This is a genomic window from Geodermatophilus sp. SYSU D01036, from assembly GCF_054050435.1.
The window spans coordinates 71552-96202 of the sequence record NZ_JBJGZJ010000015.1; the positions used below are offsets into that span (position 1 = coordinate 71552).

The 24651-nt window shown below is 76.2% G+C and carries 26 protein-coding genes; 7 read left to right on the top strand and 19 right to left on the bottom strand.

All coding sequences use genetic code 11. The annotated features are described in order from the left end of the window. Positions 1 to 199: 199 nt before the first annotated feature. Entirely contained in the window at positions 200 to 1630 is a 1431-nt protein-coding gene (locus ACI8AR_RS15710; protein WP_457051854.1) for a hypothetical protein, read from the top strand. Here ACI8AR_RS15710 and ACI8AR_RS15715 read toward each other — a convergent pair. The 6 genes from ACI8AR_RS15715 to ACI8AR_RS15740 all read right to left on the bottom strand — a co-directional run bounded on the left by ACI8AR_RS15715 (position 1545) and on the right by ACI8AR_RS15740 (position 7685). Beyond that, entirely contained in the window at positions 1545 to 2306 is a 762-nt protein-coding gene (locus tag ACI8AR_RS15715) for a glycosyltransferase (protein WP_457051855.1), read from the bottom strand. The two genes, ACI8AR_RS15710 and ACI8AR_RS15715, sit on opposite strands and share 86 nt — an antisense overlap. Then, a complete protein-coding gene (locus ACI8AR_RS15720) occupies positions 2303 to 3160 on the bottom strand; it encodes an NAD-dependent epimerase/dehydratase family protein (protein ID WP_457051856.1) in 858 nt (285 codons plus the stop codon). Before ACI8AR_RS15720 ends, ACI8AR_RS15715 begins: the two co-directional genes overlap by 4 nt. Next, a complete protein-coding gene (locus ACI8AR_RS15725) occupies positions 3157 to 3954 on the bottom strand; it encodes an aldolase/citrate lyase family protein (protein WP_457051857.1) in 798 nt (265 codons plus the stop codon). The genes ACI8AR_RS15720 and ACI8AR_RS15725 overlap by 4 nt, the downstream gene beginning before the upstream one ends. Before the next feature lie 43 nt (positions 3955 to 3997). Further along, positions 3998 to 5065 carry an ABC transporter ATP-binding protein gene (locus ACI8AR_RS15730; RefSeq protein WP_457051858.1) on the bottom strand — a complete coding sequence of 356 codons (1068 nt, stop codon included), beginning with the start codon at positions 5063 to 5065 and terminating at the stop codon, positions 3998 to 4000. After that, a complete protein-coding gene (locus ACI8AR_RS15735) occupies positions 5062 to 6564 on the bottom strand; it encodes an ABC transporter permease (RefSeq protein ID WP_457051859.1) in 1503 nt (500 codons plus the stop codon). Before ACI8AR_RS15735 ends, ACI8AR_RS15730 begins: the two co-directional genes overlap by 4 nt. A 98-nt stretch (positions 6565 to 6662) precedes the next feature. Further along, positions 6663 to 7685 carry an iron ABC transporter substrate-binding protein gene (locus tag ACI8AR_RS15740; RefSeq protein WP_457051860.1) on the bottom strand — a complete coding sequence of 341 codons (1023 nt, stop codon included), beginning with the start codon at positions 7683 to 7685 and terminating at the stop codon, positions 6663 to 6665. Positions 7686 to 7856: 171 nt separating this feature from the next. On the opposite strand from ACI8AR_RS15740, the gene ACI8AR_RS15745 reads away from it, so the two are divergent. The 3 genes from ACI8AR_RS15745 to ACI8AR_RS15755 are packed head-to-tail and all read left to right on the top strand — an operon-like array spanning position 7857 to position 10217. Beyond that, complete coding sequence (locus ACI8AR_RS15745; RefSeq protein WP_457051861.1) at positions 7857 to 8891, top strand: ATP-binding cassette domain-containing protein; 1035 nt, start codon at positions 7857 to 7859, stop codon at positions 8889 to 8891. After that, positions 8888 to 9751, top strand: coding sequence for an ABC transporter permease (locus ACI8AR_RS15750; RefSeq protein ID WP_457051862.1), 864 nt, complete (start codon positions 8888 to 8890; stop codon positions 9749 to 9751). The genes ACI8AR_RS15745 and ACI8AR_RS15750 overlap by 4 nt, the downstream gene beginning before the upstream one ends. 19 nt (positions 9752 to 9770) lie before the next feature. Further along, positions 9771 to 10217, top strand: a complete 447-nt coding sequence (locus ACI8AR_RS15755; protein ID WP_456926911.1) for a GNAT family N-acetyltransferase — start codon at positions 9771 to 9773, stop codon at positions 10215 to 10217. Positions 10218 to 10224: 7 nt separating this feature from the next. Here ACI8AR_RS15755 and ACI8AR_RS15760 read toward each other — a convergent pair whose 3' ends face one another. Next, positions 10225 to 10779: a DM13 domain-containing protein gene (locus tag ACI8AR_RS15760; protein WP_457051863.1), complete on the bottom strand. Its 555-nt coding sequence runs from the start codon at positions 10777 to 10779 to the stop codon at positions 10225 to 10227. An 81-nt stretch (positions 10780 to 10860) separates the two neighbouring features. Between ACI8AR_RS15760 and ACI8AR_RS15765 the strand changes: the two genes are divergently transcribed. Beyond that, positions 10861 to 11244: a PaaI family thioesterase gene (locus tag ACI8AR_RS15765; protein WP_457051864.1), complete on the top strand. Its 384-nt coding sequence runs from the start codon at positions 10861 to 10863 to the stop codon at positions 11242 to 11244. Positions 11245 to 11302: 58 nt separating this feature from the next. Here ACI8AR_RS15765 and ACI8AR_RS15770 read toward each other — a convergent pair whose 3' ends face one another. Then, on the bottom strand, positions 11303 to 11950 hold the full coding sequence (locus ACI8AR_RS15770; RefSeq protein WP_457051865.1) for an LppU/SCO3897 family protein: 648 nt from the start codon (positions 11948 to 11950) through the stop codon (positions 11303 to 11305). Positions 11951 to 12064: 114 nt separating this feature from the next. Then, complete coding sequence (locus ACI8AR_RS15775) at positions 12065 to 12316, bottom strand: hypothetical protein (RefSeq protein WP_457051866.1); 252 nt, start codon at positions 12314 to 12316, stop codon at positions 12065 to 12067. A gap of 120 nt (positions 12317 to 12436) precedes the next feature. Between ACI8AR_RS15775 and ACI8AR_RS15780 the strand changes: the two genes are divergently transcribed. Beyond that, the gene (locus ACI8AR_RS15780; protein WP_457051867.1) at positions 12437 to 12718 is read left to right on the top strand and encodes a DUF427 domain-containing protein; all 282 of its coding nucleotides are present in this window, start codon (positions 12437 to 12439) and stop codon (positions 12716 to 12718) included. A 48-nt stretch (positions 12719 to 12766) separates the two neighbouring features. On the opposite strand, the gene ACI8AR_RS15785 is transcribed toward ACI8AR_RS15780, so the two are convergent. From ACI8AR_RS15785 to ACI8AR_RS15795, 3 genes are all read right to left on the bottom strand, one after another. Then, the gene (locus ACI8AR_RS15785) at positions 12767 to 13192 is read right to left on the bottom strand and encodes a hypothetical protein (protein ID WP_457051868.1); all 426 of its coding nucleotides are present in this window, start codon (positions 13190 to 13192) and stop codon (positions 12767 to 12769) included. Between the two features lie 120 nt (positions 13193 to 13312). Then, positions 13313 to 14293, bottom strand: a complete 981-nt coding sequence (locus ACI8AR_RS15790) for a ferritin-like domain-containing protein (protein ID WP_457051869.1) — start codon at positions 14291 to 14293, stop codon at positions 13313 to 13315. A gap of 100 nt (positions 14294 to 14393) precedes the next feature. Next, positions 14394 to 15125 carry a TetR/AcrR family transcriptional regulator gene (locus ACI8AR_RS15795; protein ID WP_457051870.1) on the bottom strand — a complete coding sequence of 244 codons (732 nt, stop codon included), beginning with the start codon at positions 15123 to 15125 and terminating at the stop codon, positions 14394 to 14396. 103 nt (positions 15126 to 15228) lie between these two features. Between ACI8AR_RS15795 and ACI8AR_RS15800 the strand changes: the two genes are divergently transcribed. Continuing rightward, the gene (locus ACI8AR_RS15800) at positions 15229 to 17424 is read left to right on the top strand and encodes an MMPL family transporter (RefSeq protein WP_457051871.1); all 2196 of its coding nucleotides are present in this window, start codon (positions 15229 to 15231) and stop codon (positions 17422 to 17424) included. Positions 17425 to 17475: 51 nt separating this feature from the next. On the opposite strand, the gene ACI8AR_RS15805 is transcribed toward ACI8AR_RS15800, so the two are convergent. The 7 genes from ACI8AR_RS15805 to ACI8AR_RS15835 form a co-directional block, all read right to left on the bottom strand. Beyond that, the gene (locus ACI8AR_RS15805; RefSeq protein ID WP_387988812.1) at positions 17476 to 17616 is read right to left on the bottom strand and encodes a hypothetical protein; all 141 of its coding nucleotides are present in this window, start codon (positions 17614 to 17616) and stop codon (positions 17476 to 17478) included. Positions 17617 to 18150: 534 nt separating this feature from the next. Then, entirely contained in the window at positions 18151 to 18609 is a 459-nt protein-coding gene (locus tag ACI8AR_RS15810; protein WP_457051872.1) for an NUDIX domain-containing protein, read from the bottom strand. 127 nt (positions 18610 to 18736) lie between these two features. After that, positions 18737 to 19252: a hypothetical protein gene (locus ACI8AR_RS15815; protein ID WP_457051873.1), complete on the bottom strand. Its 516-nt coding sequence runs from the start codon at positions 19250 to 19252 to the stop codon at positions 18737 to 18739. A 127-nt stretch (positions 19253 to 19379) separates the two neighbouring features. Then, complete coding sequence (locus ACI8AR_RS15820) at positions 19380 to 20000, bottom strand: isochorismatase family protein (protein ID WP_457051874.1); 621 nt, start codon at positions 19998 to 20000, stop codon at positions 19380 to 19382. Next, complete coding sequence (locus ACI8AR_RS15825; protein WP_457051875.1) at positions 19997 to 21874, bottom strand: hydantoinase B/oxoprolinase family protein; 1878 nt, start codon at positions 21872 to 21874, stop codon at positions 19997 to 19999. Before ACI8AR_RS15825 ends, ACI8AR_RS15820 begins: the two co-directional genes overlap by 4 nt. Position 21875: 1 nt before the next feature. Next, the gene (locus ACI8AR_RS15830) at positions 21876 to 23951 is read right to left on the bottom strand and encodes a hydantoinase/oxoprolinase family protein (RefSeq protein ID WP_457051876.1); all 2076 of its coding nucleotides are present in this window, start codon (positions 23949 to 23951) and stop codon (positions 21876 to 21878) included. Then, positions 23948 to 24640, bottom strand: coding sequence for a GntR family transcriptional regulator (locus ACI8AR_RS15835; RefSeq protein WP_457051877.1), 693 nt, complete (start codon positions 24638 to 24640; stop codon positions 23948 to 23950). Before ACI8AR_RS15835 ends, ACI8AR_RS15830 begins: the two co-directional genes overlap by 4 nt. Positions 24641 to 24651: the final 11 nt, after the last annotated feature.

A 24651-nucleotide genomic window follows, 5' to 3' on the forward strand; every position in this document is an offset into this window, starting at 1 on the left:
CTGGCGTGCAGTCGCCGGCGCACCGCCATCTCGGGAGCGGTGTCGCGCCGGCCCTGCCGCCGGAAGCGGGCCGCCACCACCTCCGACGACGGCACGGGTGCGGGCCAGGGACCGGTCGTCGGGTCGGGGGCGGCCACCCGCGCATCCTGACCGCCGGCACCGACGGTCCGGCGGCGCCGCTCCCCTAGGCTGGCGTCCCGTGCAGACGGCGGTGACGACGGACGTACCGCCGCGACCGGCCGGCGGGCCCCTCCGCTGGTCCCCCGTCGAACTGCTCCCGCCGGCGGTGCTCGCGCTGCTGTGCGGCGTCCTGCTGGCCCCCGGGCACGGGCTCTGGTTCGACGAGGCGTTCACGGCCGAGGTCGCCCGCCGCCCGCTGGCGGACATCCTGCGGGCGGTCGTCACCGGCGAGGGGGTGACGGGCTACCTCGCCGACGTCCCGCCCTCCTACAACGCGCCGTACTACCTCGTCGTGCACCTGTGGGTGTCCCTTCCCGGGCCGGGCGGCGACACGTCGCTGCGGGTGCTCTCCGTGCTGGCCACCGCCGGCGGGCTGGCGCTGGTCACCCGGGCGGTGACCCGGCTGGCCGGGCGGGCGACCGGGGTGCTGGCCGGCGTGGTGCCCGCCGCCGCGCCGCTGCTGCTCGAGCAGGCCGTGGAGGCCCGCAGCTACGGGCTGGCCGTCCTGGCCACCGGCGGGGCGCTGCTGGGCCTGACCCGCTGGCTGCAGGACGGGCGCGGGCTGCTGCTGTTCGGTCTCGCCGGCGCCGGCATGGGCCTCATGCACTGGTACGCGGTGACGGTGCTGGCCGCGTTCGTCGTCGCGGCGCTGCTGCTCTGCGGCCGCGCGGCCGTGCGGGTCGCCGTCGTCGGCGCGCTCGCCGCCCTGCCGGCTGTCGGCCTGGTCGGCGTCAACCTGCTCAACGGCACCGGCGCGCGCAACGCCGAGCACCTGCGCGACACCGGCGGCACGCTCGCGGACCTCGCCGTCGAGGCGTGGGCCGGCGGGCGCACGCCGCTGCTGTACCTCACCGTGGGGCTGGCCGTGGTCGGCGCGGTGCGCGGCGCCGGGATGCGGGTGGTCGGCGTCTGCTGGGTGCTGGTGCCGCTGCTGCTCCTGCTGGCCGCCGAGGCGGTGCGGCCGGTCTACCTGCCCCGCTACCTGCTGGCCGGACTGCTCGGTCTGGGCGTGCTCGCCGCGGTCGGCGCCACCGCCCTCCCCCGGGGTGCGCGGGCGCCGGTGGCCGCCGCGCTGGTCGGCCTGTCCCTGGTGGCGAGCGCGCCGCTCGCCACGAGGGAGCCGCGGGAGCGGTCGGACGAGGTCGTCGCGTTCCTGCTGCACGAGCAGCACGCGGGCGAGCCGGTGGTGGCCGCCGACCAGCGCGCTGCGCTCGGGCTCGACCACTTCGTGCGGACGGAGGGCCCGCGGCTGCGTCCCGACGTCGTCCTGCCGCCCGACGACGCCCCCGCCGGCGCCGAGCGCGTCTGGCTGGTCCGGCGCCTGATCGACGGCGAGCCCGTGCCCACCGACGACGACGCGGTCCTCATCGACGCCGGGCTGTCCCTGACCCGGACCGAGGAGTTCCTGGGCGCGAAGACCGACCTGGTCGTCCAGATCTGGGAGCGCTGACCCCGCGCGTCGCCGCCCAGGCGAGCGACCGCAGCGACTGCCGCAGCCGAGCGCGGGCGGTCCACGCCGAGGTGCCCTCCGGCCGGCGATCGCGCGCGATCGGCACGCTGCCCAGCGGTACGCCGGGCAGCGCGGCGGCGAGCACGACGCTGGGCGCCTCGCCGCCCAGCACGGCCGCGACGACGGCGTCGCGCACGGCGGGCCCGAGCGCGAGGAACGCGCCGGCGTCCGGAGGCAGGCCGGTGAGGCGGGCGGCGATCCGCCGGTGCAGCTCGCCGGTCAGCCGGCGCACCGGCGACTCGTAGCGGCCGCGCCGCCCCGCGAAGACCGCGCCGACGTCGCCCCGGGCCAGCCGGTCGAGCAGCGCCGGCACCGCCTCCGGCGGGTCCTGCAGGTCGGCGTCGAGGCACACCCACGCGTCGGCGTCCTCCGCGGCCAGCCCGGTGGCCAGGGCGCGGTGCTGGCCGACGTTGACCTCCAGCGCGGTGACCGCCACCCGCGGGTCGGCCGCCAGCTCCCGGGCGACCGCCAGGCTGCCGTCGGGCGAGGCGTCGACCACCAGCCGCAGCCGCCAGTCCCGCCCGGCCAGCGCCGCGGCCAGCCGCTGCGCCAGCGGCCGCAGGGTCGCCTCGTTGCCGTACACCGGGACGACGACGGCGACGCGGGGCGGGCTCACTCCGCCGCCCACGTCCGCGCGAGCCCCTCCGCCAGGTCCACCGTCGGCGTCCAGCCGAGCAGCTCGCGGGCGGCGCCCGGGTCGCACGCCCAGTCGGCGGTGTCCCAGTGCCGGCCGGGATGGGCGCCCGGCGCGGTCGCGATCGGCCGGCCGGTGACCCGCTCCGCGGTCGCGACGAGTTCCGCGACGTCGGTCTGCACGCCGGTCCCGACGTTCACCACCGCGCCCGGCGGCAGGGTGTCGTCCGTCGCCGCCCGCACGCAGGCCTCGACGACGTCGCCGACCCACACCCAGTCCCGCCGGCTGACCCCGGCCGGCAGCGGCACGGTCCCGCCGGTGCGGGCGGCGGCGAGCACCACCGGCACCAGCCGGGTCGGGTGGTCCCCCGGCCCGTAGACCTGGAACGCGCGCAGCACCGCCGCCCGCACGCCGCGCTCCGCGGCGGCCGCCTGCAGCAGCAGCGAGCCGGCCGCCTTGGTGGCGCCGAAGAAGCCGCGCGGCCGCAGCGGGGCGTCCTCGGTCAACGGCGCCGGGCCGGCCGCGTACTCGGTCGACGAGCCGAGCCGCACGACGGCACGGCAGCGGTCGGGCAGGGCGTCGACCAGCCAGGGACTGGTGTTGACCGCGATCGTCGCGGCCCGCTCGGCCGGCGTCGCCTTGGCCCGCCCGGCCGCCAGGGAGAAGACGACGTCCGGATCGGCGGCCCGGACCGCGGCCGCCGCGGCGACCGGGTCGGCGAGGTCGACGGCGGCGCGGGTCGGTCCGGTGACGTCCCAGCCGTCGGCCCGCAGCCGCGCCACCAGGTGCCGCCCGACGAAGCCGCCGGCGCCGGTGACCAGCGCCCGGCCGCTCACGCGGGCAGCACGACCGGGAGGTCGACCGCGGCGGCCTCCACCGCCGCCACGAATGCCGCCCGCCGCTCGGCCACGGCGAGCCGGTCGGCGGCGGACAGCGCGGCCAGCGCGGCGCGCAGGCGCGGCACCTCGACGAAGGGGTCGCGCCCGGCCATGTCCGCGGTGAACGAGCGCCGCAGGAAGGTGAAGTCGGTGCGCAGCCGCACCAGCTCGGCGGCCAGCAGCACCCCGGGCACGGGGAACCCGCCGCCGGGCAGCGTCAGCCCGCCGACGCCGAAGGGCACGCCGACGGCACCGCGCACGGCCTCGACGGTCCCGTCGACCAGCGGCCGGAATAGCTCCCGCGACCGCCGGTCGATGCGCAGGTCGTTGAGCCCGACGTAGATCCGCGACAGCGGCCGCCGGGCCAGCTCGGCCACCCGGTCGACGGCGTCCTGCGTCTCGACCAGGATGCCCAGCCCGCAGCGGCCGGCGACCAGGTCCAGCGCGCGGTCGACCTCCTCGGCCGTGCGGACCATGGGCAGCAGGACCTCGTCGGCGCCGGCCGCCACCGCGTCGGCCACCTCGCGCGCCGTCCACGGGCCCGCGGCGTTGATCCGGCACAGCAGCCGCCCGTCGGTGGCCGCGCGCATGCGCACGAGGTCCGCGAGGGTGTCGGCGTTGATCTGGGTGCCCTCGCCGGCCTGCCGGCGGTGCTTCCCGCGGCGCTCCCAGTCGACGACGATCCCGGCCGCACCGGCCGCGACGACGTCGCGCCCCCAGGCGGCGTCCACGGTGAAGAGGAACAGGTCCACGCGGTGAGCTTAGGCACACCTAACCCACCGTGGTCACCCAGGGTCAGGCGGGCGCCGGGGCCCGCCCGGCCGGTGCTGACGGCGCGGCCAGGGCCGCCGGGAACGGCACCGCCGGGCCCTGCACGGTGACGGTGACCTCCGCGCCGGGGGGCGGCAGCTCCGCGCCCTCGGTGCGCGCGCTCACCCGCCGGCCCGAGGGCAGCTCCAGCTCGACGCGGGCGTCGTGGCCGTAGAAGTCGACGCCGCGCACCCGGGCGCCCGGACCGGCCGTCAGCCGCAGCTGCTCGGGCCGCAGCATCACCCGGACCGGGCCGTCCGGACAGGACAGGGCCAGCGCCAGCTCACCGAGCTCGGAGGCCACCCGGCCCCCCGCGGCGACGCCGTCGAGCACCACGGCCTCCCCGACGAAGGCGGCCACGTCCAGGTCGCGCGGCTCGCGGTAGAGCGTGCGCGGATCGGCCAGCTGGGCGAGCGTCCCGCCGCGCAGGACCGCCACCTGGTCGGCGGTCGACAGCGCCTCGGCCTGGTCGTGCGTGACCAGCACGGCGGTCGCGCCGGTGGCCCGCAGCGCCTCGACGACGGCCCGGCGGGTGTCCTCCCGCAGCGCGGCGTCGAGGGACGAGAACGGCTCGTCGAGCAGCACCAGCGACGGCTCGGGCGCCAGGGCCCGGGCCAGCGCCACCCGCTGCTGCTGGCCGCCGGAGAGCTGGTGCGGCGCGCGGTCGGCGAGCGCGGCGTCGAGGCCGACGAGGGCGAGCAGCCCGGTGATCCGCGCCCGGTCCCGGCGCAGCCGGCGGGGCAGGCCGAAGGCGACGTTGCCCGCCACGCTCAGGTGCGGGAACAGCCCGCCCTCCTGGGGCACGAACCCGATGCCGCGCCGGCGGGCGGGCACCCCGCGGCCGTCCCCGGCCACCACCCGGCCGCCCAGCTCGACGGTCCCGGCGTCGGGGTCGTCGAAGCCGGCGACGATGCGCAGCAGCGTCGTCTTCCCGCAGCCGGAGGGGCCCAGCAGCGCGGTCGTCGTCCCGGCGGGGACGTGCAGGTCCACCCCGGTGAGCACGGGGGTGCGGCCGTAGGACTTCGCCAGGCCGGTGACGGTCAGCGCGCTCATGTGGTCAGACCTCGTCGGACGTCTCGGGAGAGCAGCACCGTGGCCGGTGCCGAGAGCAGGACCATGACGACGGCGTAGGGCGCGGCGGCGCCGTACTCCAGGGCGCTGCTGGCCGACCAGAACGCCGTCGCGAGGGTCCGGGTGCCGGTCGGGGCGAGCAGCAGGGTGGCGGTGAGCTCGGTGACCACCGCGAGGAACACCAGCGCCGCACCCGCGCCGATCCCCGGGGCCAGCAGCGGGAGGGTCACGCGGGCGAGCCGGGCCGGCGCGGAGGCGCCGAGGGAGGCCGCCACGTCGTCGTGCACCGGCGGCGACTGCTCCACCGCCGCGCGCACCGTGACGATCGCCCGGGGCAGGAAGAGGATCGCGTAGGCGGCCAGCAGCACCGGGACGGTCTGGTAGAGCGCCGGCAGCAGCCGGATGCTCACCGTGACCAGCGCCAGCGCGACGACGATCGCCGGCACGGCGCTGCCCAGGTAGGTGGTGCGCTCGAGCAGGGTGGCCAGCGGCCCGCGGCGGCGCACCGCGAGCCAGCCGGTCGGCAGGGCCAGCGCGGTGGTGACGGCCGCGGCCGCGGTGGCCAGCGCGAGGGTCGTGCCGGTGGTGGTGGCCAGGGCCGCCCAGTCGACCCGCGCCGAGGTGCCGGTGAGGAACCAGGACGCCAGCGCGGCGACGGGGACGACCAGCGAGAGCCCCACGACCGCGGCGAGGGCCAGCAGCGCCGGCCCGGTGAGCAGCCCGAGCCGGACCGCGCGCGGCCGGCGGGCGGCGCCGGCCCCGGTGCGGGCGTAGCCGCGGGCTCCGCGCAGGCGGATCTCGGCCACCAGCAGCACCAGGCACAGCAGCACGAGGACGCCGGCGAGCACGGTGGCGGCCGGCCCGTTGAAGGTGGCGCGGTACTGGTCGTAGACCGCCGTGGTGAAGGTCGGGTAGCGCAGCATCGCCAGGGCACCGAACTCGGCCAGCACGTGCAGGGCGACGAGCAGCGCCCCGCCGAGCACCGCCACCCGCAACTGGGGCAGCTGCACCCGCCGGAACACCGCCCAGCCCGACAGGCCCAGGCCCCGCGCGGTCTCCTCCAGCGCCGGGTCGGTGCCGCGGAGGGCGGCGACCGCGGGCAGGTACACGAACGGGAAGTAGGCCAGCGAGACGACCAGCAGCGCGCCGCCGTACGTGTCCAGCCCGGGCAGCAGGGAGATCCACGCCGAGCTGGTGACGAACGCCGGCAGGGCCAGCGGCGCGACCATCAGCACGTGCCACACCCGGCGGCCGGGCAGGGCGGCGCGCTCCACCAGCCAGGCCGCCCCCACGCCGAGCACGACGCAGACCGCCACCGCGCCGGCGACCAGCCGGAGGGTGTTGCCCAGCAGGTCGGCCACCCGGCGCCGGAACAGCAGCTCCCCTACGCCGCTCCAGCCGACCTCCACGACGGCCACCGCGATGTGCGCCAGGGGCAGCAGCGCCAGCGCCGCCACGGCCGCGGCCAGCGCCACCGTCACCGGCGCGCGCCGGGCCCGGGACGCGCGACGGCCCCGCGACGCCGGAGGGACGGGCGTCGCGGTGCGCGGGCGGGCGGGGGCCGGGGCCCGGGAGGTGCTCAGAGCAGGCCCACCTCCTGCATGAGTTCGGTGACCCGCTCCTGGTCGAGGGAGCCGGGGTCGACCGCGGGCGCGTCGAGGGTGTCCAGCGCCGGGAGCGCCTCGGCGGAGGCGACCCCGGTGCCGACCGCGTACTCCAGGGCGGTGCTCTCGGCCAGCCGCTCCTGCGCCTCCCGCCCGGTCAGCCAGGCGACCAGCCGCTGGGCGTCCTCGGGCTGGTCGGAGGAGGCGAGGACGCCGGCCCCGGAGACGCTGAGGAAGGCGCCCGGGTCCTGCCCGCCGAAGAAGTGCAGCCGCGCGTCGTCGCCCTTGAGGCCGCCCTCGGCCTGGTCGCGGTACCAGTAGTAGTGGTACATGACGCCGGCATCGATCTCGCCCTCGTCGGCGGCCACCATGACGGCGGTGTTGCTCTGGTAGACGCCGGCGTTGCGCTCGAGCCCCTCCAGCCACGCCCGGGTGGCGTCCTCGCCGCGCAGCGCCAGCACCGCGGCGACGATCGCCTGGAAGTCCGCACCGCCGGCCGCGATGCCGATGCGGCCCGCCCACGCCGGGTCGGCCAGGTCCAGGATCGACGCCGGCAGCTGGTCCTCCGGCAGCGCGGTGGGGTCGTACACCAGCACGGTCGAGCGGGCGGCGAAGCCGGTCCAGGTCCCCGACGACGGCCGGAACCGCTCGCCGACCTGGTCGAGCGTGGCCGGGTCCAGCGGGGCGAGCAACCCCTCGCGGTCGAGGACGGCGATCGAGGGGCTGTTCTCGGTGAGGAAGACGTCGGCGGGCGAGGCGTCGCCCTCCTGCACGATCTGGTTGGCCAGCTCCGCGTCGTTGCCGTCGCGGAACTCCACCTCGATGCCGGTCTCCTCGGTGAAGCCCTCGAGCATCGTGCGCACCAGGCTCTCGTGCTGGGCGCTGTACACCGTGAGCGTCTCCGCGTCCGACGCACCGGCGCTCCCGCAGGCGGCCAGGGCGCCGGACAGGCAGACGGCGGTCAGAACGGCGGCGGTCGCCCGCCCGGGCGTGGTCACGGGTCCTCCAGGAGACGTGCACGGCTGATCTCGACAGCCAGGGTAGGCACACCTAACCAGAAGCGCCCACGAGGCCGGGGACCGATGAGTCCGCACCCCCTCCCCGGTCGGAAGCGTCAGACCCGCGCGGGACCGTGCGGGCACCCGACTCGGGAGCAGGGGGTGGGGCACGTGACGGCGTACGTCGGTGATGCGGCGCCGGCCGGTGGGCAGGCGCCCGGGAGCGACGGGGTCCCGGCGATCGAGGCCGTGGGGCTGGTCAAGCGCTTCGGCACCACGACGGCGGTCGCCGGGGTCGACCTGCTGATCCCGCAGGGCGGCGTGCACGGCTTCCTCGGCCCCAACGGGGCCGGCAAGACGACGACGATCCGGATGCTGGCGACCCTGCTCCCGCCCGACGGCGGCACCGCCCGGGTGTTCGGCCACGACGTCGTCACCGACGCCGACGCCGTCCGCGCGCGGGTGAGCCTGACCGGCCAGTTCGCCTCCCTGGACGAGGTGCTCAGCGGCGCGGAGAACCTGCTGCTGCTCGCCCGGCTGCTCGGCTACTCGCGGGCCGCCGCCCGCCAGCGCACCGACCAGCTGCTGTCGGCGTTCGGTCTCACCGAGGCCGCGGGCAAGCAGGTGAAGAACTACTCCGGCGGCATGCGGCGGCGGATCGACATCGCCGCGAGCATCGTCGTCCGGCCGGACCTGATCTTCCTCGACGAGCCGACCACCGGCCTGGACCCGCGCAGCCGCAACCAGGTGTGGGACGTCGTGCGGGCCCTGGTCCGCGGCGGGACGACGGTGCTGCTGACCACCCAGTACCTCGACGAGGCCGACCAGCTCGCCGACCGCATCTCCGTCGTCGACGCCGGCCGCGTCATCGCCGAGGGCACGCCGGGTGAGCTGAAAGCGTCGGTGGGGTCGGGCACGCTGCACGTGCGGGTCGGCGACCCGGCCCGCCGGGGGGCGGCCCGCGAGCTGCTCGAGCGGGTGCTGGCCGTGCCGGTGACCGAGGACGGCGACCCGGCGGCCCTCACCGCCTCCGTGCCCGACGCCGGGCCGGCCGCCCGGGCGCTCACCGAGCTGGAGGCCGCCGGCATCCCGCTGGCCCAGTTCGCCCTCGGGCAGCCGAGCCTCGACGAGGTCTTCCTCGCCCTGACCGGCCGGCCCGCCGAGACCGCCGCTCCGTCCGCCCCCGATCCGGAGGACCTGCGATGACCACCCTCGACAGCCCGCCGGCCGCGACCGCCTCGGCCGAGGTCGCGGCCCCGGACACCGACGCGGTCCTCGCCGCCCTCGGCTCGGGGGAGCGACCGCGGCCGCAGGGCCCGCTGGCGGCGTCGGCGACCTTCGGCCGGCGCACCCTGCTGCGGATCAAGTACGTCCCGGAGCAGCTGTTCGACGTCACCGTCTTCCCGGTGATGCTCACCCTGATCTTCACGTACCTGTTCGGCGGCGCCCTGGCCGGCTCGGTCGACCGCTACCTGCAGTTCTTCCTGCCCGGGATCCTCGTGCAGAGCATCCTCATGATCACGATGTACACCGGGGTGGCGCTCAACACCGACATCGAGAAGGGCGTCTTCGACCGCATCCGCTCGCTGCCGGTCTGGCGGCCCAGCGCGCTGGTCGGCGCGCTGCTCGGCGACGTCGTCCGGTTCACCCTCGCCTCGGCGGTGGTCATCGGCCTGGGCCTCGCGCTCGGGTTCCGGCCGCGGGGCGGGCCGGGTGGGGTGCTCGCGGCCGTGGCGCTGCTGCTGGTGTTCGCCTTCGCCCTCGGCTGGATCTGGACCTACCTCGCGCTGGTCGTGCGCACGCCGAACGCGGTCATGGGCTGGAGCATGCTGGTCATCACGCCGCTGACGTTCGGCAGCAACATCTTCGTCGACCCCGCCACGATGCCCGGCTGGCTGGAGGCCGTGGTCGAGGTCAACCCGGTCAGCCACCTGGTCAGCGCGGTGCGCGGGCTGGTGCACGGCGAGGTCGCCGGCTCCGACGTCGTCCTCGTGCTGGTGTGGGCGGCCGCGCTGGTCGCCGTCCTCGGCCCGCTGACGATGCGCCGCTACCGCACCCGGAACTGACGTCGGCTACAACGGGGAGGTGCCCGCCTCGCAGCCGACCCTCCGCACCGCCCCCTTCGCCGAGCTCACCCCGTTCGAGGTCTACGCCCTCTGCCGGTTGCGGGTCGACGTCTTCGTCGTCGAGCAGGAGTGCCCGTACCCCGAGCTCGACGGCCGGGACACCGAGCCGGCCACGCGGCACCTGTGGTTCGAGGAGGACGGCGAGGTGCTGGCCACCATCCGCGTCCTCGACGACGGCGCGACCCGGGCGATCGGCCGGGTCGCCACCGCCGCCACCGCGCGCGGGCGGGGGCTGGCCGCGCGGCTGATCGAGGCCGGGATCGAGCTGTGCGACGGCGCCCCGATCACGCTGGGCGCCCAGGCGCACCTGCAGGGCTGGTACGAGCGCTTCGGATTCCGGCTCAGCGGGCCCGGCTACGTGGAGGACGGGATCCCGCACGTGCCGATGCGCCGCGAGCCGGCCTGACCGGCGCTCAGGCCGCCGTCGCCGGCCCCAGGTCGGCGGCGCCGAACGCGGCGTCGAACCGGTCGCACCAGATGACGACGCTCGTCCAGCCGGTCGCGTCGACCCCCGCGGGCACGGCGTAGTTCTGGTCGCCGACGTTGCCCTTGAGCGGCCCGAGGTCGACGAACTGCTCGTCGAAGGCGGCCTCCTCGCCGGTGGCCGGGTTCTGCGAGAGGTACACGTACAGCGCCGGGCCGTTGGAGGTCGCGAAGCCCTCCAGCCGGACGACGACCTGCCCGTCGGGGAGCCGCACCACCCGCGCGGTGCCGACGGTCTCGTGCTCCCGGGAGACGAACGTGCCGGTGGCCAGGTCGACCGGCCCGGGCGGCGCCACGGTGATCACCGCTCCCCCGCCCTCGCCGGCCCCCGGGGTCTCCTCCGCGGCCGCCGACGGCAGGCTCTCGTCCACCCGCTCGTCGTAGAAGAGCTTCTGCGGCTGGAACCAGACGAGCGCGACGGCGGCCAGCGCCACCACCACGACCGCCGCCGCCGACCAGATCCAGGTCCTCCGCCGCGTCGACACGGCGGCGGACCCTAGCCGCGGCCCCGCCGCCCGTGGGGCTTCGCGAGCGTGGCTGTCCGGCGGGCGGGTACCGCGCGCCCCATGGCAGACGACAGGACCCCCGGCGGGTTCGCCGGACGGCTCGGGGCGACGGTGCAGGACGCCGGCGACGGCGCCGCGACGCTGGCGTTCGAGGTCCGCGACGAGCACCTGAACCCGGCGGGCACGCTGCACGGCGGCGTCGTGGCGACGCTGGTCGACACGGTCATGGGCCAGGCGGTGCGCACCACCACCGGCGACGGCGAGGTGCCCGCGACCAGCCAGCTCACCGTCACCTACCTGCGCCCGGGGAGACCCGGCCCGCTCGAGGTGCGCGGCCGGGTGCGCACCCGCGGCGAGCACCTGACCATCTGCGAGGCCGACGTCGAGCAGGAGCGCAAGGCGCTGGCGCACGCCGTCGCGACGTTCGCCCTGCTCGAGCGCTGAGAACGCGCGAGCGCCCCGCCGGCCGGGCCGGCGGGGCGCTCGTCGTGTGCGGGTCCGATCAGGCGATCGGCTCGAGGCAGTAGACCGTGCCCTCGTCGCCGGTGCTGCCGTACCAGAGGGCGTCGGTGGCCGAGGCGAAGTCGATGCAGGTGTCGGGGTCGGCGAGGTACTCGCTCTCCGTCTGCTCCTCCTCCTCGATGCCGACCACCCGCAGCTCGGCCGCCGAGTCGTCGCAGTCGACGACGTCGACGTCCGTGCCGCTGGTGCGCTGCACGCAGTCGCCGACCTCGGGGGCGCCGAAGTCGATGAAGCGGAACGCGGCGAGGCCGCCCGCGACGGCGACCGCGGCGACGACGCTGCCGATCTTCCTGCCCTTGCCGGGCCTGCCGGCCGGCGCGGGGCCGCCGAAGGGCCCCGGCTGGCCGGGCTGGCCGGGACCGAACTGCCCCGATGGGCCGGGCTGGCCGAACGCCGGCTGGCCGGGCTGCGGCTGACCGAACGCCGGCTGACCGAACGCCGGCTGACCGGGCCGGCCGTACCCCTGCTGGCCGGGCTGGGGCTGACCCCACGCGCCGGGCTGCCCGGGCTGGCCACCGGCGGGCGGCTGCCAGCTCCCCGGCTGTGGGGCGCCCGGCGGCGGAACGGGCGGGCCGGGCTGCGGGCCCCCTGCCGGCGGCGGGGGGCCGGGCTGTCCCGGGTTCGTCATCACGTGCTCCTCGGTGCTCCGACCGGCGCCGGGGCGGCACGCGGTCCGACGGGCACCTTCACACACGGCGAACGCGCAGGTCAGGAGGACGCGCCGCAGCGTCCCCCGCGCGGGTCAGGTCGGGACCGGGGCCGGGAGGGGGTCGTCGAGCACCACGCTGACGCTCGCCGGGGCGCCGGCCGGGTCGTCCTCGTACACCTCGTCGTCGTCCCCCGTGCCGCACTGGCTGACCAGGAGGATGAAGGCGAACACCAGGGCGATCAGGCCGAGGAAGGTCCCGAGGAGCACCGCCCGGCCGCGCTTGGGCCGCGGCTGCATGCCCCGCCGCGGGTCGTCGGGGTCGGGCGGGCGGGCGGCCTGGGACATGGGCGGACTCCTCGTGCAGGACGGACGGGGCCGCGTGTGCTGCGCCGTCTCTCCCCACACATGCCCAGCCCACCCGCCGGTACGCCTGCGGGGCGCGGCGGCGGGCGGCACGATCGCCGCATGACCACAGCCACGTGGAACGGGACCGTCGTCGCCGAGTCCGACGACATCGTCACCGTCGAGGGCAACGCCTACTTCCCGCGTGAGTCGGTGCGCGCGGACGTGCTGCGCCCGTCGTCGACGCACACCACCTGCCCCTGGAAGGGCCGGGCCTCCTACTTCTCCCTCGAGGTCGACGGGCGGACCAACCCCGACGCGGCCTGGTACTACCCCGAGCCCGAGGACGCGGCGAGGGAGATCACCGGCCGGGTGGCCTTCTGGCGGGGCGTCGAGGTCCGCTGAACGACGAGGGCCCGGCCGCCGCGGCGGCCGGGCCCTCGCGTCGGTCCGTCACGAGCTGGGGCGCCCACCGGCGAGCTCGCGGGCGGAGGCGGCCTCCTCGGGCGCGAGGGCGGCGCTGCGCTCCTGGCGCTCGATGGCCCGGTGGTAGGCCTCCCAGGCCTCGCCCGGGGAGACGCCGAGCGCCGCGGCGATCTGCTCCCAGCTCGCCCCGCCGCGCAGCGCGGCGCGGAAGCCGGTCAGCTGGCTGTCGTGGGCCTTGCGGGCGATGACCTCGCAGAGCGCGAGGATCTCCAGGGACTCCGGCACGTCGAGCGAGGTCTGCTCGCTCAGCAGCGAGGTCCAGTCGTCGTCGTCCCGGTCCCGGACGGTGTTGAGAGTCGTCGCCCCGGAGTCCCGCCGGCTGAGGAAGTCGAGGCGGGTGGCGGCCGTCTGGAGCGAGAACTCCTGCTCCAGGGCCTCGGGAGTGATCTGCATGCTCCCACCTTCCCCGAGGAGGCGGACGGTCGCGACCCGCTGCGACGCGGATCTCCCCCGGTCGGCGGAGGGCCCGCACCCAGGGTGGGTGCGGGCCCTCCGGAGCGTGTCAGCCGGGCGTCACTCGTCCTCGACGCCCACGGCCTCCTTGGCCACCGCGGCCAGCGCCACCTGCGCGGCGCTGATCACGTCCGGCCGGTTCTTGTGCGTCTCCTCGTAGCGGATGAGCACGTTGATCTGGCGCGGGTCGCGCAGGGCCTTGGCGGCCTCGGCGGCGTCCGGGGTCGACAGCGAGTCGAAGCCCTTGACGGGCAGCTCGTCGGCGGAGACGTCGCCGAGCTCCTCACGGGCGGCCCGGGCGGCGTCGGCGGCCTCGCGGTTGCCCTCGCGGTCGGCGACCCGCTCGGCCCGGCGCAGCGCGGCGCTCCGGCCGGCGCCCAGGGTCTCGCGGACGGCGCCGGCCAGGCCGCTCGCCCTGTTCGCGGCCTGCCCGATCTCCTCGCCGACCTTCTGACGCCGCTGCTCGGCGGTGTCGAGCGCCCCGTTCACCCGGTTGGCGACGAAGCGGTACGGCGCGACGACGGCCCGGCTGGCGGCGCCGGCGACCTGCTGGAACGGGGTGGGTCGCAGCGCGGCGGGGCCACCCAGCGCCTCCTCGGCCAGCACGACGCGCAGCCAGTCGACGGTCGCCTCGTGGGCGGTGACCAGGCCCTCGGCGAGCCGCACGACCTCCTCCAGGCCGGCCTTCTGGCCGAGCACCTTGAGGTAGAGGGCGCGGTCGAGCAGCTGGTGCTCGAGGGTGAGGTCCTGCAGCAGCGCCTCCTCGATGGGCGCGGCCTGCTCGAAGGTGGCCTTGAGGAGGGCGGCCAGCCGGCCGAGGGCCGGGGTGACGACGTCGGGCACGCCGCCGAGGTCGCGCAGCACGGCGGTGGTGAGGCGGGTGCGCTCGGCGGCGTTGTCGGCGTTCTGGGTCAGCTCGCGGCGGACGGCGTCGGTCCGGGCCTGCAGCACCCGGGTGCGGGCGATCTGCTCCTCGGTCTGGCTGAGCAGGACGAGCGCGCGGAGCTGGTTGACGATCTTGGCGTTCTCGTTGTCGGTCACGGCGGGGACTCCAACGATCGGGGACGACCTGACGCCCTCTTCCTGCCCCGCCACCGGGTACTGCTAACAACAGCAAGCGGATTGCTAGCAGTGAGGCGGATCACGTCCCCGGCGGCACCCACTCGGCCGAGATGCCGAGTTGCTCCCCGATCGCCCGCATCTCCGCCTCGAACAGCGGCGCGGCGTCGACCAGGGCGAACTTGAGGTGCCCGAACACCTCCATGCAGACCAGCCCGTACAGCCGCACCCAGCAGGAGAGGAAGACGGCCATCACGCCCAGCGGCAGCTCGACCGGGAGCTTCGCGCACCACGCGCGCAGCTGCTCCTGGAAGTCGGGGGCGAGGTCGGCGTCGGCCGGGATCGGGAACGGCCGCTGGAAGTACACGGCCGCCAGGAGGGCGGCGAAGACCCCGCCGAAGCGGCGGCCGGCGACCGCGGCCGGCCCCTCGCCGGTCTCGTCGGGGACGACGCCGTCGGCCGCGGAGCCGAAGAGCAGCCCGAACTCGGCCGGGTGGCCGACCGCCCACGTGCGGAAGGCGCGCGCGGTGACCAGCAGCTGCGCGCCGGGCCGGGGCGGGACGACGGCGTCGCGGGCGGCCTCCAGGTGGTCGCACAGCTCGTCGTAGAGGTCGGCCACCACCTGCTCGACGAGCTCCTCGCGGCTGGCGTAGTAGCGGTACAGCGCCGGCGCGGTCAGCCCGACCTCGCGCGCGATGGCCCGCAGCGCCAGCCCGTCCGGCCCGTGCTCGACCAGCACGCGGCGGGCCGCGCTCCGGATGTCGCGCAGCGTCTCGGCGCGCAGCCGCTCGCGCCTGCTCACCGGCTCCGCCACGGCCGACCACCTCCCGGGGTTGACGTCAGTGAACGGCGTATGCAGAGTTATCGCCGTTCGCTAACAGCGTTCACCCAGCGTACCGGGAGAGGGAGGGGCTGCCGTGTTCGAGGCCCTCGGACGAGTGGTGTACCGACGGCGACGGTGGGTGCTGGCGCTCAGCGCCGTCGCCGTCGTCGTCGCGGGTGTGTGGGGCACGGGCGTCTTCGGCCGGCTGACCAGCGGCGGGTTCGAGGACCCGGGCAGCGAGAGCGCCCGGGCCGCCGAGCTGGCGGTCCGTGAGCTGGGCCGCGACGCCTCCGACGTCGTCGTCCTGTACCGCAGCGACGACCTCACCGTCGACGACCCGGCCTACCGGGAGGCGGTCGCCGCGTCCCTGACCGGGCTCCCCGACGGCGTGGTCGAGCGGGCCACGACCTGGTTCGACACCGGCGCCGCGCCGCTGGTGAGCGAGGACCGCCGGTCCACCTACGCCGTGCTGCAGCTGGCCGGCGACGCCGACGCGCGCACCGACGCCGTCGACGTCGTCGAGCAGGAGCTGTCCGCGCCGGGCCTGGAGACGTCGATCGGCGGCGCGACCACGGTCGAGCGCGACATCGACGAACGGGTCAGCGCCGACATCGCCCGCGCGGAGATGATCTCGCTGCCGGTGCTGGCGGTGCTGCTCGTCGTCGTGTTCGGCAGCCTCGCCGCCGCGAGCCTGCCGCTGGCCATCGGCGTCACCGCGATCCTCGGGGCGTTCACCGCGCTGCGGGTGGTCAGCCTGTTCACCGAGGTGTCGGTGTTCGCGGTCAACATCGTGACGATCCTCGGGCTGGGGCTGGCGATCGACTACGGCCTGTTCGTGGTCAGCCGGTTCCGCGAGGAGGTGCGCCGGCAGGCGACGGTGGAGGACGCGCTGGCCCGCACGATGGCGACGGCGGGCCGCACGGTCGCCGTCTCCGGGATCACCGTGGCGCTGTCGCTGGCCGGGCTGGTGGTGTTCCCGCAGGTGTTCCTCCGCTCGATGGGCTTCGGCGGGGTGAGCGCGGTGCTGGTCGCGATGCTCGCCGCGCTGACCCTGCTGCCCGCGCTCTTGGCGGTGCTCGGCCCGCGGGTGGACGCGCTGGCGGTGCCGGGGCGCCGGCGGGTGCGGGACGCGGAGCCCGGCCGCGGCGCGTGGGAGCGGATCGCCCGCGGCGTCATGCGCCGGCCGGTGCTGGTGACCGTCGCCGTCGTCGGGCTGCTGCTGGTGCTCGCGCTGCCGTTCCTGCGGGTGCAGTTCGGCGCGATCGACGTCCGCGCGCTGCCCGCCGGCACGGAGAGCCGGGTGGTGGCCGAGACGATCGACCGGGACTTCCCGCCCGCGCCGTCGGGCCCGGTGACCGCCGTGGTCACCCTGGCCGACCCGGTCGACTCCCCCGCCGGCGCCGCCGCGCTCGAGGGGTACGTGGCCGACGTCGCCGCGCTGCCGGAGGTGGACGGCGCGACGGTGACCGGCGCGGAGGGGACGACCGCGCGGGTGTCGGTGGCCTACGACGGCGACCCGGTCGACGCCGACGCCCGCGCGCTGGTCGCCGACGTCCGTGACGTACCCGCCCCGCCGGGCGGCGAGGTGCTCGTCGGCGGCGAGAGCGCGGTGATGACCGACCTGCTGGACAGTCTCGGCTCGCTGCTGCCGTGGATGGCGCTGATCGTCGTCTCCACGACGTTCGTGCTGCTGTTCCTGGCCTTCGGGTCGGTGGTGCTGCCGGTCAAGGCGGTGCTGATGAACGTGCTGTCGCTCGGCGCCTCGTTCGGCGCGCTGGTGTGGGTGTTCCAGGACGGCAACCTGTCCGGCGTCCTGGGCTTCACGCCGACCGGGTTCATCGAGGCGACCCAGCCGATCCTCGTGCTGGCCATCGTGTTCGGGCTGTCGATGGACTACGAGGTCTTCCTCATGTCCCGCATCCGCGAGCAGTACGACCTGACCGGCGACAACACCACCGCCGTCGCCACCGGGCTGCAGCGCACCGGCGGGATCATCACCAGCGCGGCGCTGCTGCTGCTCGTGGTGATCGGGGCGTTCTCCACCTCGGGGATCGCCTTCATCAAGATGATCGGCGTCGCGATGGCGATCGCGATCGTGGTGGACGCGACGGTCGTCCGGACACTGCTGGTCCCGGCGACGATGCGGCTGCTGGGCCGGGCCAACTGGTGGGCGCCGGGGCCACTGGGCCGGCTCTACGCCCGCTACGGGATCCGCGACTCCGACGGCGGGACGCCGGACGCCCCGCCGTCGCCGCGGCCGCGGGTGCCCGAGCCGGCCGGGGTCGGCTGAGGTGCGGGTCGCACCGGCTCCGCGGGACCGCCGCGGAGCCGGTGCGGCGCCTCAGCGCGCCGGCGCCGGGGGGACCGGGGGCCGGCGGCGGGTCTCCAGCCGCAGCACCGGCTGGGTCAGCTGCGCCAGCGCGGCGCAGCGGGCGCAGACCGGGCCGGGGTGGGTCTCGGCGGCGCAGGTGTCACACAGCACGCGGGTCTCCTCGCTCGGGAGTCCGTCAGGACTCGAGAGCCAGAAGATGCCACCCACCTGCGACGTCGCGCCCGCCCGTGGGACGGGTGTGACGTCTCGTCAGCGATCCGTCACCGAAGCCGGCGACGACGGCGCGGCGGGACCGCTCCCCCACCCCGGGCGGCGGCGCAGGACGGTGGTCGCGACGGGGCGGGACGCGGGCGCGCAGGCCTGGTCAGGGCCACTGTGCGAGGTGCTCAACGGGACCTCCCGGGACGGTGTCCGCCGAGGATGGCGGCGCCCCGCCCGCGGCGCGAGACCCGGCGCGACGGTGGGACGAGACGTCACACGATCGACCCACCCCGTTCCCCCGTCCGGCACCGTCCGGCCGCCGGGGACGCGCGCATCCGCCGGTAGACCGGTGGCCGGCGAGTGGTCACCGGTCGGGGTCACCGCACCTCGACGACCCCGACGAGCGACCGCTCGTCGCCGGGTGTCGACCTGACGTCGTCTCGGGACGGCCGAGACAGCAGCAGGTCGACGAGCGGCGCGACGTCAGCCGACGAGCAGGTCCAGCAGCCGGTCGAGGTAGGGCACCTGCCCCTTCACCAGCTTGCTGCGCGCCTCGTCGACGCCGAACCAGGCGGCGCGGTCGATCTCCGGGAACTCCTGGAGCCGCCCCGACCGCGGCGGCCACTCGATCGTGAACGTGTTGCTGACGGCGGCGTCCGCGTCGAGGTCGCCCTCGCCGGCCCACACGGTGAGCACCTTGCCGCCGGCCCGCAGCTCGCCCAGCGCCACCAGCGACGCTGCCGGCACCGGGCTGCCGAACTCCTCCTCGAACTCGCGGTGCGCGACCGCGAGCGGGTCCTCGCCGTCGGCGTACTCGCCCTTCGGGAACGACCAGGCGCCGTCGTCCTTCCGCGCCCAGAACGGCCCGCCCATGTGACCGAGCAGCACCTCCACGGAGGGCACGCGCCGGTACAGCAGGACCCCCGCGCTCCGTCTCGGCACCGGCCCAGCCTCGCACGGCGGGCGGCCGGACCCGGTCGACCGGCCGGCGGCGCCCCGCCGGCACCGGCACCGCCCGCCGTCCGCAGCCGTGGCAGAACCGGCCCGGGAGCCGCCTCGTCCCGCGGTGTCAGCGGCAGTCGTCCGGGCCGGTCCCGTGACCGTTGCCCTGGCCGTGGCCGTTGCCGCGTCCCGGACCGTCGTCGCAGGGGGCGGGGACGACGGGGACGGGGACGACGGGGGCGACGGGCGGCGGCGGGGTCGCCGGCACGGCGAGCGTCGGCGCCGCGGTGGGCACCGGCTCCTCCGCGACCGGGGTGGGCTCCGGGCCCGGCGCGGGCTCGGGCGGGGGCTCGGGCGAGGGCGTGGCCGTCCGCCCGGCCGGCGGCGCGCCCGCCGGCGCGGGCCCGGACAGCGGCGGCACCTCGGGCGCCCCACCCCCGCGCACGGCGGGGGCGACCAGCACGGCGAGCCCGGCGACGAGCAGCACCAGGGCCGCGGCGCCGATGCCGAGCCACCGCCGGCGCAGCCTCGCCCGCGCCGCCCGGTGGCGGGACCGGGTGGGCAGCACGTCGGTGTCGTGCTCGCCGGCAGGGTCGACGGCGGGATCGGGCGCGGGGACCGGGTCGAGGCGGGCGGTGTGCATCCCGGCGAACCTACGGAGCGGGCGGGCCGGATCCGTTCCGCGACCCGCGGGCGGCCCGCCCGCCCGTCACACCCGTCCCAGTGGGGGCGGCTCCTCCCGGGAGGGGGCGCCCGGGAGGAGCCGCGGTCTACGGGCGCTGGAGGTGGGCCAGCGCGTCGTCGAGGCCGGTGACGTCGGCGTACTTGGCGTCGAGGTCGGCCAGGTTGTTCTCGTGCACCGCCGCGCTCCGGTCGGCGCACGCCTCCCGGACCACTTGCGGCCGGAACCCGGCGTTGAGCGCGTCCATCGCCGTCGCGCGCACGCACCCCGACGTGGAGACCCCGCCCAGCACCACGGTGTCCACACCGAGGGCGTGCAGCGTGGAGGACAGCGGGGTGCCGAAGAAGCCCGAGGCGTACTGCTTGACCACCACCGGCTCCCCCGGCGACGGCGTCAGCGCGAGCCGGCCCCAGTCGCCGTCCGCGTCCTCGGCGAACGCCGCCAGCGCCGGGACCTTGCGGACGAACAGCCCGCCGTCGGCCAGCCCGGCCGAGTACCGGACCGCCGTCCAGACGACGGGGTGCCCGCCGGCGCGCGCCGCCTCCACCAGCGCCCGTGCCGCCTCGACCGCCGGCCCCGGGTCGGGCAGCGCGAACGGCCCGCCGGGCTCGGTGTAGGCCCGGCACAGGTCGATGACCACCACGGCCGGGCGGGTCCCCCAGCCCACCCGGCCGGAGAACGCCGGGCCGTGCGGCCCGGCCCCGGTCACGTCGCCGACCACACCGGGCGCCGTGGCGCCGGCAGCCCGGTCTCCTCCTCGCACCGGGCCAGCAGCTCCTCGACCGGCGGGCCCATGTCGAAGACCGGCAGCTCGGCGGGGCGGTCGGCGCTCAGCTGGTCGCGCAGGGTCTCGGTGGCCTCGGCGTCCACCTCGCCGCCGTCGCAGACGACGACGCCGTAGCGCCGGGCGCCGTCCTGGGTGACCAGCCCGCGGCGCACCTCCCGCGCCACCAGCTCGGGGTCGCGCTCGAGCGGGTCGCCCCACCCGCCGCCGCCCCAGGTGACGAAGTGCAGGACGTCGCCCGGGGACACCGGCACCCCGTGGCACTTGCTCGGCAGCACCTCGCGGGTGCCGTCGGCCCGGTCGATCCACTTGCGGCCGCGGGCGCCGGGCTCGCCGCCGTTGACGCCCCACGGGTAGGTGAGCCAGCGGTCGTCGTGGATGGCGATCTCGCCGGGCTCCTCGAACACGTAGGCGACGTCGACGCCGTTGCCGCCGCGGTGCAGGCCGGCGCCGCCGGTGTCGGCGACGGTCTCCCACCGCTCGATCCGCAGCGGGTAGTAGGACTCCAGGTACTCGCAGGGGATGTTGACGAAGCTCGGCCACAGCGAGTGGCCGTCCGGGCCGTCGCCGAGCGGCCGGCCGGGGATGCCGCCGAAGCCGATCGAGTAGAGCTGGAACCACTCCCCCTTCCGCTCGCCGCCGGAGTAGTGGCCGGAGTACATGAAGTGCGGCGAGGAGGAGAAGCCGGCGGCGTTGAGCAGCGCCGGGTTCGTCTGCCCGAGCAGCCCGCCGAAGAGGTCGAAGACCCGCCCGATGCCGTGGTTGCGGCCGTTGAGCGCGGCGGGGTGGGCGGGCTTCCAGTAGGACCCGTCCGGGATCGTGACGTCGATCAGCGGGTAGAACCCGTCGTTCCAGAGGATCTGCGGGTCGGCCACCGTGATCATGTAGATCCCGAAGAACATCCGGGTCAGGTTCTCGTTGATGTAGTAGTTGATCGGCCCGGCCGCCTGGGGCGAGGACCCGGTGAAGTCCAGGTGCACCTTCTCGCCGGTGCGGGTCAGCGACAGCTTCAGCTCGTAGGGGCCGTTGCCCACGCCGTCGTCGCAGATGTAGTCGGTGAACGAGAGCGTGCGGCCCTCCTCGAACACCATCTGCAGCAGCACCTTCATCGCGTCGTGGTTGCGCTGCAGGAGTGCGTCGAGCGCCGACAGGTAGGTGGCCGTACCGAACCGGGTGCACATCTCCACCACCCGCCGGCCGGCGGTGCGGCAGGCGGCGACCAGGCCGTTGAGGTCGGCGCGGTTCCAGTCGGGCATGCGGACCTGGTTGAGGATGATCCGCAGCGCGTCCTCGTTGAGCTGCCCGCGGCGGTAGAGCTTGAAGGGCGGGATGACCACGCCCTCCTCGTAGATCGTCCGGGCGTCGGTGGGCATCGACGAGGGCGTCTTGCCGCCGACGTCGGACATGTGGCCGAACATCGACGCCCAGCCCACGACCCGGCCCTCGTGGAAGACCGGCATGACCACCAGCCAGTCGTTGGCGTGGCTGATCGCCGCGCCGCAGGCGTAGGGGTCGCTGGTGAGGAGGACGTCGCCCTCCTCGACGGTGTCGTCGAAGCCCTCGAGGAAGTCGGGGATGGACAGGCCGAACTGGCCGACGACCATCTTCCCGCTCGGGTCGCCGATGAGCGGGAACTCGTCGTGCTGCTCGCGGATGCCGGGCGAGAGCGCGGTGCGGAACAGCACCTCGTCCATCTCGTAGCGGGCGTTGCGCAGCCCGTTCTCGATGAGGTCGAGGGTGACCGGGTCGACGTCGACCCGCTCGACGGTGCCGGTGGCGGTCTCGATGATCCGTGCCATGTCAGCCCTCCACCGGGGTGATGAGCAGGGAGCCCGACGCGTGGACGGTGGCCACGTGCCCGGGCAGGACGAGGGTGGTGCTGTCCATCTCGGTGACGATCGCGGGACCGGTCACGACGTCGCCCGCGCGCAGCCGCGCCCGGTCGTAGACCGACGCCGAGACCCGCTCGCCGCCGACGTGCACCGGGTGCTCGCTCACCAGCGCGCCCTCCGGGTCGCCGTTCCCGGGCTCGAGCCGCACGGGCGCGACGTCGGGCCGCGGGCCGGTGACGGTGGCGCGGGCGTTGACCAGCTCGTGGTCGACGGTGAGCAGGAAGGAGAACAGCCGGTCGTGCTCGGCGTCGAAGGCGCGGCCGAGTTCGGCCAGCGGCTGCCCGCCGTCGAGCCAGGCGGGGTCGACGGTCACCGGGATCTCGAAGCCCTGGCCGTGGTAGCGGACGTCGACCTGGTAGCCGACCGTCTGCTGCTCCCGGGGCAGGCCCTGGGCGGCCAGCCGCTGACCGGCGTCGTCGGCCAGCTCGCGCAGCACCTGCACCAGCTCGTCGTCGCCGAGCTGGGCGAAGCGCCGCAGCACCGTGCGGGCGGACTCGTCGCGCCGGCTGGTGGTGGCGTCACCGAGGGCGCACAGCACCCCGGGCGACGGCGGCACGATGACCGGCCACGCGCCGGTCAACACCCCGAGCGCGTTGGCGTGCAGCGGCCCGGCGCCCCCGAAGGCGACCAGCGCGAAGTCACGGGGGTCGAAGCCCTGCTGCACCGACACCAGCCGCAGCCCGCCGAGCATGTTCTCGTTGACGATGTCGACGATCCCGGCGGCCGCGGCCTCCGGGGAGTCCAGGCCCATCGCCTCGGCGACCTTGCCGACGGCGTCGCGCGCGGCCTGCACGTCGAGGGTGATCTCCCCGCCGGCGAGGGCCGAGGGCAGGTAGCCGAGGACGACGTTGGCGTCGGTGACCGTCGGGTCCACGCCGCCCTTGCCGTAGGCCGCCGGGCCCGGGTCGGCACCGGCGGACTGCGGGCCGACCCGCAGCGCGCGGGTCAGCTCCGGCACGTGCGCGATCGAGCCGCCGCCGGCGCCGACCGTGCGGACGTCGACGCTGGAGGCCCGCACGGTGAGGTCGCCGACCTTCGTCTCGCGGCCGATCCGCGGGGAGAGGTCGCGGACCAGCGCCACGTCGGTCGAGGTGCCGCCCATGTCGAAGGTGATGAGGTCGCGGTGGCCGCACTGCTCGGCCACCCACACCGCGCCGGTCACCCCGCCGGCGGGGCCCGACAGCAGCATGCTGACCGGCGCCTCGACCGCGGCGTCGGCCGACTGCAGGCCGCCGTCGCTGCGCAGGATCGACAGCTCACCGGTCACCCCGCCCTCGCGCAGCCCGTCGGAGAGGTGCCGCACGTACTTCTCCACCTGCGGCTGCACGTAGCCGTTGGCGACGGTGGTGAGCGTGCGCTCGTACTCGCGCAGCTCGGGGAGCACGTCGGAGGACAGCGACACCGGGACGCCGGGCAGCACCTCCGCGGCGATCTCCCGGACCCGCCGCTCGTGGGACGCGTCGGCGAAGGAGTTGACCAGGCTGACGGCGAGGGCCTGCACACCCTGCCGCTGGGTGGCGTGGCCCGCCAGCCTCTCCAGCTGCGCCCGGACGTCGGCCTCGTCGAGGGGGCGCACCTCCGACCCGTCGCTGGCGATCCGCCCCTCGACCTCGACGGTGTCCTCGAGGTCGGCCAGCGGCTCGGGCTTGGGCCAGATGATCCAGCCGGCCAGCCCGCCCGGGACGAAGGAGCGGGCGATCTGCAGGACCTGCCGGAAGCCGCGCGTGGTGACCAGTCCGACGCGGGCGCCCTTGCCCTCGAGGATCGCGTTGGTGGCCACCGTGGTGCCGTGCAGCACCTGTGCCACCTCGCGCATCGAGATGCCCGCGTCGGCGCACACCCTCCCGATGCCGGTGAGGACGCCGACCGCCTGGTCGGCCGGGGTGGAGGCGGTCTTGGCGCGCCACGTGGCGCCGCTGTCCTCGTCCACGAGCAGGACGTCGGTGAAGGTGCCCCCGACGTCGACTCCGAGCCGGTAGCTCATGCGGTCTCCTCGTTCCGGGTCGCGGGATCGGTCGCCTGCAGCCGGGCGGCCCGGACCATCACGGCCCGGGCGTTGGCGATGTGCGAGGTCATGACGGCGCGGGCCCACTCCGGGTCACCCGCGCGCAGGGCGGCGACGATCTCGGCGTGGTGCGCCAGGCTGCGGCGCAGCGACTCCTCGTCGTAGGTGAGGAAGTTGCGCCGCACGATCGGCGGGTGGATGGCGGCGGCCAGCGCGGCGGCCAGGGTGGGGTGCGCGGCCAGCGCGACCAGCCGGTCGTGGAACGCGCGGTTGAGCGGCACCAGGGCGTCGAGGTCCTGGTCCGAGCCGGGGGCGCCGACGGCGAGCATCCGGCGGGCGAGACCGTCGAGCTCGTCGACGTCGGCCGGTCGGGCGTTCGGGACCGCGTGCGCGGTGAGCTGGGGCTCCAGGACCGAGCGCAGGTCGAACACGCCCTCCAGCTCGGCGACGGTCCAGGTGGCCACCCGTGCGCCTCGGTTGGGGACGAGCTCCACCAGCCCCTCGGAGGCCAGCCGCGAGAGCGCCTCGCGCACCGGCGTGCGGCTCACCCCGAGCCGCTCGGCCAGCTCCACCTCGCCGAGGCGCGCGCCGGGAGCGAGGTCGCCGCCCATGATCAGGTCGCGGAGGGTCGCCAGGGCCCGCTCGGCCGACGTCAGAGGGCGTGTCACCGGTCACACCT

Coding starts and splice junctions, on each gene's coding strand:
- ACI8AR_RS15785 (WP_457051868.1), bottom strand. CDS start 13,192: ATGCAGATCACTCCCGAGGCCCTGGAGCAGGAGTTCTCGCTCCAGACG.
- ACI8AR_RS15750 (WP_457051862.1), top strand. CDS start 8,888: ATGACCACCCTCGACAGCCCGCCGGCCGCGACCGCCTCGGCCGAGGTC.
- ACI8AR_RS15815 (WP_457051873.1), bottom strand. CDS start 19,252: ATGCACACCGCCCGCCTCGACCCGGTCCCCGCGCCCGATCCCGCCGTC.
- ACI8AR_RS15770 (WP_457051865.1), bottom strand. CDS start 11,950: ATGACGAACCCGGGACAGCCCGGCCCCCCGCCGCCGGCAGGGGGCCCG.
- ACI8AR_RS15780 (WP_457051867.1), top strand. CDS start 12,437: ATGACCACAGCCACGTGGAACGGGACCGTCGTCGCCGAGTCCGACGAC.
- ACI8AR_RS15830 (WP_457051876.1), bottom strand. CDS start 23,951: ATGAGCTACCGGCTCGGAGTCGACGTCGGGGGCACCTTCACCGACGTC.
- ACI8AR_RS15730 (WP_457051858.1), bottom strand. CDS start 5,065: ATGAGCGCGCTGACCGTCACCGGCCTGGCGAAGTCCTACGGCCGCACC.
- ACI8AR_RS15775 (WP_457051866.1), bottom strand. CDS start 12,316: ATGTCCCAGGCCGCCCGCCCGCCCGACCCCGACGACCCGCGGCGGGGC.
- ACI8AR_RS15765 (WP_457051864.1), top strand. CDS start 10,861: ATGGCAGACGACAGGACCCCCGGCGGGTTCGCCGGACGGCTCGGGGCG.
- ACI8AR_RS15825 (WP_457051875.1), bottom strand. CDS start 21,874: ATGGCACGGATCATCGAGACCGCCACCGGCACCGTCGAGCGGGTCGAC.